10 protein-coding genes are annotated in these 9,197 nt (G+C 35.7%); 4 read left to right on the forward strand and 6 right to left on the reverse strand.

Going from position 1 to position 9,197, the window contains the following annotated elements; all coding sequences use genetic code 11:
- Positions 1–602 (forward strand): IS91 family transposase (locus BZG02_RS20355; RefSeq protein WP_180335742.1); only part of this gene is annotated, 602 nt, incomplete at its 5' end.
- Between the two features lie 267 nt (positions 603–869).
- On the opposite strand, the gene BZG02_RS20360 is transcribed toward BZG02_RS20355, so the two are convergent.
- Entirely contained in the window at positions 870–1,541 is a 672-nt protein-coding gene (locus BZG02_RS20360) for a hypothetical protein (RefSeq protein WP_101263594.1), read from the reverse strand.
- A gap of 682 nt (positions 1,542–2,223) precedes the next feature.
- Here BZG02_RS20360 and BZG02_RS21240 point away from each other — a divergent pair.
- A complete protein-coding gene (locus BZG02_RS21240) occupies positions 2,224–2,646 on the forward strand; it encodes a reverse transcriptase domain-containing protein (RefSeq protein ID WP_281253726.1) in 423 nt (140 codons plus the stop codon).
- 58 nt (positions 2,647–2,704) lie between these two features.
- A complete protein-coding gene (locus BZG02_RS21245; RefSeq protein ID WP_281253727.1) occupies positions 2,705–3,577 on the forward strand; it encodes a reverse transcriptase domain-containing protein in 873 nt (290 codons plus the stop codon).
- Between the two features lie 116 nt (positions 3,578–3,693).
- Here the strand turns inward: BZG02_RS21245 and BZG02_RS20370 are convergent, their stop codons facing one another.
- The 5 genes from BZG02_RS20370 to BZG02_RS20390 all read right to left on the reverse strand — a co-directional run bounded on the left by BZG02_RS20370 (position 3,694) and on the right by BZG02_RS20390 (position 8,022).
- Positions 3,694–5,049, reverse strand: a complete 1,356-nt coding sequence (locus tag BZG02_RS20370) for a DNA cytosine methyltransferase (RefSeq protein WP_101263595.1) — start codon at positions 5,047–5,049, stop codon at positions 3,694–3,696.
- Positions 5,046–6,086 (reverse strand): hypothetical protein, encoded by a 1,041-nt coding sequence (locus BZG02_RS20375; RefSeq protein WP_218972318.1) that lies wholly within the window; start codon positions 6,084–6,086, stop codon positions 5,046–5,048. The genes BZG02_RS20370 and BZG02_RS20375 overlap by 4 nt, the downstream gene beginning before the upstream one ends.
- Complete coding sequence (locus BZG02_RS20380; protein ID WP_101263596.1) at positions 6,058–6,363, reverse strand: helix-turn-helix domain-containing protein; 306 nt, start codon at positions 6,361–6,363, stop codon at positions 6,058–6,060. The genes BZG02_RS20375 and BZG02_RS20380 overlap by 29 nt, the downstream gene beginning before the upstream one ends.
- A gap of 302 nt (positions 6,364–6,665) precedes the next feature.
- Complete coding sequence (locus BZG02_RS20385) at positions 6,666–7,193, reverse strand: hypothetical protein (protein WP_143470529.1); 528 nt, start codon at positions 7,191–7,193, stop codon at positions 6,666–6,668.
- Between the two features lie 10 nt (positions 7,194–7,203).
- Entirely contained in the window at positions 7,204–8,022 is an 819-nt protein-coding gene (locus BZG02_RS20390; protein ID WP_101263598.1) for a hypothetical protein, read from the reverse strand.
- 357 nt (positions 8,023–8,379) lie between these two features.
- On the opposite strand from BZG02_RS20390, the gene BZG02_RS20395 reads away from it, so the two are divergent.
- On the forward strand, positions 8,380–9,197 hold an 818-nt coding region (locus BZG02_RS20395), incomplete at its 3' end, for a tyrosine-type recombinase/integrase (protein ID WP_101263599.1).

Genomic DNA, 9,197 nt, shown 5'->3' on the forward strand with positions numbered 1-9,197 from the left:
AGGGAAAGGATAAATATTTGTTTCCTGTAAAAGCTATGAGTAAAGTTTTTCGGGCACGTTTTACCCGGCAAATCAGATTGCATTTTAATCTCACACCAGAGATCTACAAACAATTGTTTCAGAAAAAGTGGGTGGTGTACTGCAAACGGCCTTTCTTTGGCCCCAAACAAGTGGTAGAATACCTTGGCCGATACACCCACAAAGTTGCCATTAGCAACCACAGACTAATAGATATAGCAGAAGGGAAAGTAACTTTTATGGCCAAAGATTACCGGCAGGGAGGAAAAAAACATCCTGTAAGTTTAAGTGATGGAGAATTTATTCGAAGATTCTCCTTACATATTTTGCCAAAAGGGTTTACACGCATTCGGCATTACGGCATACTTTCTAGTTCGCTAAAACAAGAGATTCTGCCCATTTTGCACGAGCAATTGGGCTCGATTACTATTTGCCTAGAACAAAAAAGTAAACATCGAATTTGTCCAACTTGTAAAAAAGGAGAACTCATCACTATCCGGTATTTTGATAATCGAGGCCCTCCGAAAAACATCAAAGCTCTTGATACATCAATTATTCAGGCTATTGTAAAAATAAAGTCTTAACAAAAGGCTACTGACATAGCTATGTACCATTGTCAACTATTCTAAATCTAAAACACAAAAAAAGCTGTAGACGGATCTACAACTTTCTATTATTCTTTGAAATTACTGCATTTAAAAATCTTTCCATATTAAATTCCCTTTCTAAAAAGGTTTTCACTTACACCATTCCCCATAAGAGTAAGAATTCTGTCACCGGTTACGTCAACCCACCGTTCATGTTGGGCAGTTCCTGCCACACGAACGCTTAGTTGTTAGCGGTTGTACATTTTATGATATCTCTACAAGTTCAGTCTTCAATATTATCCATTTTTCATATTTCTTCTCAATAAAAATCAAATTTGTAAATGAATGATTTGGATCAAAATAATAAGTATAAAAAAGGAAACCACTATTCTTTTGTTCATTCAAGTATATCCTAGAAAGTATAACTTGACCAACGACTTTTATTTTGTCTGTATTTGAATATAATTTCCTATCGCTTAATTTATGTAATGTAAACCTCCCAGTATTATTCAGTTTGTTAATTTCAATATACAGTGATCCCAACTTCGGGAAATTAATAAAATCAGTTGTAGTAAAATCAGAGACCTTTTCTAATATTTCATTACTCCAATTCTTTAATTCTACGGTGTCATTTTCAAGCTTTTCATTTACAAAAACAATTAATTGTCTGTCATCAATTTGCCTGTTTTTTTTAATGATGTCATATTTTTCTCCTAATATTCTAAGTTCACTTATTGTTTCTTTAGTCCAAAGTGTAGGATTACATTTAATTATCGAATCTGCAGGAATAGGTGGTGGAGGTGGAGCAATAGACTTTAAATAATGTTCTTCTCCAATTAATTCAACGAAAATATCATTTAGTATTTCAACTTCTAATTCCTGTGCTGTTACAGAAATAGATAAAATTGTAAATATGAGTAGAATGATTGATTTCATTTTCTAATGTATTACCGCTAACGGTCACGTGTATGAAGCGTTGGGCATTTCGAAGCACTTCACTGTCAAACCGCTATTATGTTTATTAAATGTACTCACTTTCATTTAACCACTTGTTGCCCAATGATTTATACACATTGTGTGTGCCTTGAATGGTAAATTTAGTAAAAGTTCTTTTATGTAGTTAAATATTATGAAAGAAAGTCCAGAGGGTGTAAGTCCCTTATGCACTAGGAAGACTCCTGGAAGCATTAGCAAGTGGCAAGGTGGTTTGGGGTGACCCATGCACTGAAGTAAGCCAACCGGCAAAAGTCTGAACTGACGAACAGGAACGGGATATGAGGCATTGTTATTCGGGTAAGTAAGCACATCATTGCAAAGCCCAACGAGTATCAAAAGGATAGCGATGTAGATCCCGCAGGATTAGACGGAAGGACATTTACCTTACCAAGGGAGATCTCATCAACCACGAGTTGGTTATGGTGAGAAGTCAGCCGAGGCCATAGTAGCTGTAAGACAATGAGCCACAAATAGAAATTGTGGAGGACTCACAGAGCAGTGAAGGGCTGAACAGCCTGTCCCGAGCATCGGGATTAAGTTGTTCCAAATGTTGCAAAGAAGCTGTTGTTTACAATTCTAGCTTTGCATTAAGCGGAACAGGGAAAAGAAAAAGTAAACTAAAATGATTGAGCAAGTACTAACAGGAAAGAATCTGCTACGAGCGATGTATCAAGTCCAAAAGAACAAAGGTTCGGCAGGAGTTGATCACATGCCTGTAACTAAACTTTCAGAACTCATGTCGATTAATCGAGAGGAGCTGAAAGAAAAGGTTCGCTCAGGTAAATATTTGCCTCAAGCCATTTTAGGAGTAGAGATTCCGAAAGGAAACGGAAAGATGCGCTTATTGGGCATACCGACTGTAACCGACCGACTGCTTCAACAAGCGGTACTTCAGATTATCACGGCCAAGTTTGAGTTCGAATTTTCGGACTCTAGCTTTGGATTCAGACCGAACCGAAGTTTGCATCAGGCAGTGATTAAAGCTCAGGGATACATCAACGATGGCTATCAGCATATCGTAGACATTGACTTGATCCCGAAATAGGATTTGTAAGGTTTTGTGAAACAAAACCAACAAAATCCATAATCGGGACTTCGATGAAGTGGATCATTGTCATTTGTTGCAACTACTTTATCGTAAGATAAAATGCCGTGAAACAATGCGCCTAATTCGCAAATGGCTACGAGTCCCGATCTTAATCGAAGGCAAGTTGGTCAAACGCAGAAAAGGCGTGCCACAAGGGAGTCCACTGAGTCCATTACTGTCCAATATCATGTTGCATGAATTGGATCTGGAACTGGAAAAACAGGGCTTGCAATTCACCCGCTACGCCGACGATTTTAGTATTTATACCAAATCGAAAGCTACCGCCCGAAGAGTTGGTAACAAGGTTTACAAGTTTTTACGAAATAAACTCAAGTTGACTATTAATCGGGAAAAGAGTGGCATTCGGCGACCTGTTCATTTTACTGTTTTGGGTTTCGGTTTTGTGCCGACCTACAAGAAAGGAGAACGGGGTAAGTACCAATTAGTTGTATCAGAAAAGAGTTGGAAGAAGCTGAAAGAAAAGCTGAAAACAATCACTCGGAAAACGACACCGATGAGCTTTGAAGAGCGCATTCAAAAATTGAAAGAGGTTCAAAGAGGTTGGGTAAACAACTTCCGTATGGCAAGTATTTTAAACAAACTCGAAGATCTTGACGGTTGGTTGCGCAACAGGCTCAGGTATTGTATATGGCACCATTGGAAAAAGCCTGAAAAGAAAAGGCGAAGCCTTATCCGCTTGGGAATTCAGCAAGGACAAGCCTATGCATGGTCTCGTTCACGAATGGGTGGTTGGGCAATAGCTCAGAGTCCAATTTTGAGAACGACCATTACACTTGAAAGGTTGAAGAAGCGAGGTTATGAATCGATGCTCGACATCTACAAACAAATCACGCCTGTTAGACGTGATTCTTTATTCCCCACAACTTAACGAACCGCTGTATACGAGACCCGTACGTACAGTGGTGTGAAAGCCTCTCCCTGCTAGTGATTACTAGCGGGGCGGGCTATTCGATTGTGTTTTCGTGCTTTCTTTTCTCCATCGGGTTAGCAAACCATACTCTTTGACAAGTTTTGGTCGTGTGTTTTGCTTGTGTGACTTGGCAATGTGTATGGTTTATCGGGATGGAAAATGTCCAGCATCAATTCTTTATTGTTATCCATTAAATCAGAAATCAATTTTTCTATTACAGGAACAGAAACACCATTACCCATTTGTTTGTATACAGCATTATCATTCTCTTGTAATTTGTATGAGTCTGGATACCCCTGTAGTCTAGCACATTCTCTTGGAGTTAATCGTCTTGGCTTTCCGTTTTGAACAACACCTAATCTATTTGTATCTGAAGCAGTCAAGGTTATTGAAATACTTTCAGGGTCAAGGAATTTGAAAACCTCAAAAGACATATTTCCACAAACAGGGTTATATTTTTGTTCGTAATTACTCAAATACCCTTTTTCAATTAAAGAACCTGCAATCTCTTTTATATTCTCATTTTTGTAAAATGTTTGAATCTGTTCTACAGTTAAGGCTTTTCCATCTTGATGTGTCCCGAAAATCTTTTTCCTTCTGTTTGCAATCAAGAGATTCATAAACTCAACTTCATCAGGTGTACATTCTCCTTTTATTCCAAGTTCCCAAGAATGAATTGAATTTCCATTTCTTGTATCTATCAATCTGTACCCATGAAGTTTTGTTAAATCATCTCCAATTACTTTTTTCAACTGTTTAGTAAATGTTTCACTACAAAAATATTTTGGGTCAGGATTTTCTTCTAAAATATCCTTTACAACCTTTATAGGTTTAAAATCATCGAACAAACTTCTTTGAACATTACGAGCTTTAAAATTATGCGAATCAACTGCTCCAACATCCGATATAGTATTTATTATGAAATCTTTATTTAAAATTCCAACTATGTAAATTCTAACTCTATTTTGTGCGACATTAAAATTGCTGGAATTCAACAATCTGTATTCAATTGAATAGCCAAGAGACTTTAAAGAATTAACAATTGTTTCAAAAGTGCGTCCCTTATCGTGTGTCGTTAAACCTCTTACATTTTCTAATACAAACCCTTTTGGACGATATTTTTTTAATAATCTTTCTACATCAAAGAAGAGCGTTCCACGCGTATCTCCAAAACCCTTCCTTTTTCCTGCATATGAGAATGCCTGACATGGAAATCCTGCAAGCATAAAATTAAAATCAGGTAAATCATTTACTTGAGTAATATCAGAAAGAGGATTTTCTCCAAAATTGAGTTCGTACGATTTACAAGCATTTTTATCAATTTCAGATGAATAAACACATTCTGTTTTAATATCATGTTTTTTACAGGCTTCTTCAAATCCTAATCGAATTCCACCAGTGCCTGCAAATAAATCAATAAATTTTATCATTTTAAGACACTTTTAATCCAGTTAGACAATACTTCAAATTCAGCAGTTGTATACGCAACAGTACAATCGCTATTATCACATAAAGTACTTATTGCAGAAGAGCGTTGAAAGTTTCCTGCACCATCAATTACATACGCTATATGATGTCCATCCTTATGAACTAAATTCAATCGGCCTGCAGCTTGCCCCGACTTACGTTCTATTGTACTATTTGTGGTTACTTGAAAGCTTACTTCTATTCCAATTGATTTACCTTTTTTATTAACCACGATATCGAAAGGCATTCCACCATCTTTGTCATAACCGCTAAGGTTTATATAGCCATTCCGAATAATTTCATAGCTGTTATCGAGAGACTTGGTTAAAAACTCTACAATTTCAGATTGAGCAAGCTGGCCCAAGCTATTTGCTGTAGCACCACCTGTTATTCTGCTTACAACGATATATTTATTTCTGACATAAGATTCTAGTTTTTCTGGCTCTCCAATTAAGCCACCTATTTCACATAAATCAAGTTCTGCTTTATCATGTACATCTGAAGCTGCTGCATATAAAAGTATTGCAATTAAATCTTTTGTTTTATTATCTAATTCAACCTCTTTGGTAAGTCCTTCTCCATCAATTTTAAATTTCTTATTTCCCATTCCCTTTATTGGGAATTCCTCGAACTGATACGTGAAATCTTGTTTATTCCAAGTAAACTCAAAATAATATGCATTATTCTTGTCTTTAGGGAAAATATCTTCAAATTCGTTACCTAATCGTTGGATTTTTTCTCCTCCATAGTCCGCAAGTACAGTCAAATGTTTTAAAAAGTAATTTGCTGGAAATTCGGATGTAGTTATAAGGTCAAAAACTTTGAAAGGGTCTTTTTTAGCTAACTTAATAATACTTAGAAATTCTTCTTGAGTACTAAGAAGTAGAGGTATTACATTTGCCTTGGCATTTTTTTCCTTTAACTCTTCTGGCCACCATAAAGCAGCATGACTTTTTAATTCGTCTATATTTCTATTGTATTTCGGCATTTGATTTCCCATATTTAATTTGCTCTTCTGCTACTTTTAAAGCTGTTAGTCCTTCTTCTTCGTCTTTTACTAAATCATAAACTTTAGATGCTATCCAAAGCGCTTCTAACTCTTTAAAAGAACAGTCAAATAATTCACTAATCTTTTTTAAATGTTCGCGTTTTAAGGATTTTTGGTTTCTTTCTACTTTGCTCAAAAATCCATCTCCAATTTCTAAGGTAGACGCTAATTGCCTTTGAAGCATCCCCTTATCTTCTCTTAATTCTTTTATTTTCTGTCCTATTGTCATTTTACCAAATTAAGACTTGACCTTATTTGGTCAAATATACAATCTTTTTTGAAATCTTTCACAGTGGGATGGAAAAAATAGCTCTTTTACAATATTGGGAATCAGGGTTAGCTTGTGCGAATTGTAAATGTGCTATTGCGGGCTGGCTTTGCATGAAACACAACGGTTTGGCGGTATGTTTTTGTTGCCGATTTCGAAGCACTTTCCTGTCAAGTTACACGAAAGTTTATTAGATGCAGAAACGCTGAAACTAGCATTGTCTCGGCAATAAAATATACCGCCTGTTATGGGCTGCCAATTCTTCATCCGAGTCGTTTTATTACTTCCGAAAATTTATCGTGGAATTTTTGTTGATTACCACATGACGGAAAGTCAATACGTTTGTCTGTCACGTTAAATTTTCTTCTTAATGGAACAAATGCTGTATCATAAACATTGGCCTTAATTAAAACAAGCGGGGCTTTGTTTATTCCAAGTCCGTCAATTTTAATAATCAATTTATTAACAGCTTCATTGTCGGTGTCTGTATTCATAGAAACAGGGAATTCAAACAAATCAAGAAGGAAAAATCCATCATGCACAAACTTTTTCAAAATCTGTTCTTTTATTACAGGATTTCTTTTGCTGTCCATGTATTGATTTTTTAAACTTGGGTAAAGAACTCCAATAATACCTAAAAATAAATAGTCTGCTTTTTTAACATCCTCATAATAAAAAAAACGTTCAATGCTGTCAGGCGGGGCTTCTCCAACAATTAATGTTTTTATTTCTTCAGGTTTATATTTATTCCTTGCTGATTCTAACTGCTTCAAAATTTTTATTCTGTCCATAATATATTTGTTAATACACATCTTTTTCACTAATAACATTCCCTTGGTCATCGAGATAAAATATTTTGTTTTCAATTACATAGCCCCCAAAACTATTTTTTGCTCTATATTTATGTCTTACCCAATATTTATATTCACTGCTTCCCGACATCTCGTTAACTTTTGACCATTCTATTCCTTCATAACTATCAGGGTCTTTAAGATAGGAGTTTTTCAAATAATGCTCCACCTGATAAACTGAGGCATCCCACTCACTATTCTGTACTTTTGAACTTGAAGTAGAGCCATTATTATCATCCGACATACTTCCAATAAACCACAATACAAGTACGACAGCAATTGCAATTAACCAATTTCTTTGTGTTTTAGTCAATGTCTGTCCGGTATTTGTTTTTAAAGGATTACGGAAATTCTTTCCGCAAGTCAAACACTGTATATAATTTTCATTTTTAATTTCTGGAGGGATATAGAGATTAAGTCCACAACCTGGGCAAATTGCTTGATTAAATCCACTGTTAGTATTATTGTAAATGGTATTACTTTGAATTTTCGGGTTTATAGGTTTCTTTTTTTGGGCCGTTTTTTGTCTTTTCTTTCCTTCGTCAGAGAGTGGTATTCTCCATTGTTTAGGTGTACTTTCAGTCTGATAAGCATGAGGGATTTTATTTTCTTCCAAAAGATTTTTTAAAGCTTTGTTTGAATTTTCTGCAATAGAAATTACGTTTTCTGAAACAAGAAGTTGATTTGCTTGTCCTAAAACCAAGTATTCTTTTCCAGTTTCGATTAATCTGTCATCGATTGTTTTAATTATTTCTTCTATTGTTCCCATTGGAAGTGGCTTTTACTTTTGGTTGCCCATAACGTCTCGGCTATGGTTAGTACGGGATTTCGAAGGGCTGAATTTTCGATTAAGCACTTAGCCAAAACTTTTTATTTTGTTTTATCTTTTTTGTTTAAAGCCAAATCAAAAGATTTGGCGGACTTGGTTAAAAGCTCTAAACTTTGGGTTAAGCACTAAAACCCGTATTAACTATAGCCATTGTTGAACGAAACCTAAAGGTAGCTAAAGAACCCATTTACTTACCTTTAGATAGTATTTAATTTAAAATTCGTATTATGAAAAAAAAGCACCTTAATCGAACGGGCATGTAATTCATGCGATGAATTTAACAATATTTATCGGAAGATGAAACGCTCTATTGAGCTTTCTGGTAAAAGTTTGAGTACGCTGACCAACTATGCTCGTTGTCTAGCTACATTAACACTTCATTTTAACTGTTCACCTCTCGATTTAGATGCTGAACAAGTACTAGATTACCTTCATTATCTGCAATCGAAAAAGAAAACACCTTCATCATCTTATTTCAAGCATACACTTTATGGTTTGCGTTTTGTTTACAAACTCTATGGGAAAGAGCCATTACTTCATAGCTTACCATCGCTAAAAAAAGTATATAAGCTCCCTGTAGTACTGAGTGTTCCAGAGATAAAACGCTTAATAGAAACACCTAAGTTACTAAAACATAGAATGCTGATTGCCTTAATGTATGGCTGTGGATTAAGGCGGTCGGAGCTACTCAATATAAAAATTCCAGATGTGGATTTGGATCGTAAAATGCTACACATCAAAGAAGGCAAAGGGCGAAAAGATCGTTATGTGCCATTGGGTGACAACTTATCTTATGCACTTAAAAAATACATAGCTATTCTTCGTCCATACATCTGGCTGTTTAATGGGAATGGACCCGATGGAACAGTTCAACATTTTTCAGCAAATGGTGTGAGGTGGATTATTAATGAAGCTCGTAAGAAATCGGGAATCAAAAAACAGATCAGTTCCCATATTCTTCGTCATACTTACGCGACTCATCTTCTGGAAATGGGAACTGATATTATGACACTTAAAGATCTGTTGGGACATACCGATATTAAAACCACCATGCTTTATCTTCACATCTGCAATCTGGATAAGCATAAAGCCTTTTCACCTATGGATAGAATCTA

The organism is Labilibaculum filiforme, assembly GCF_002843315.1.
GTDB classification, from domain to species: Bacteria; Bacteroidota; Bacteroidia; order Bacteroidales; family Marinifilaceae; genus Labilibaculum; species Labilibaculum filiforme.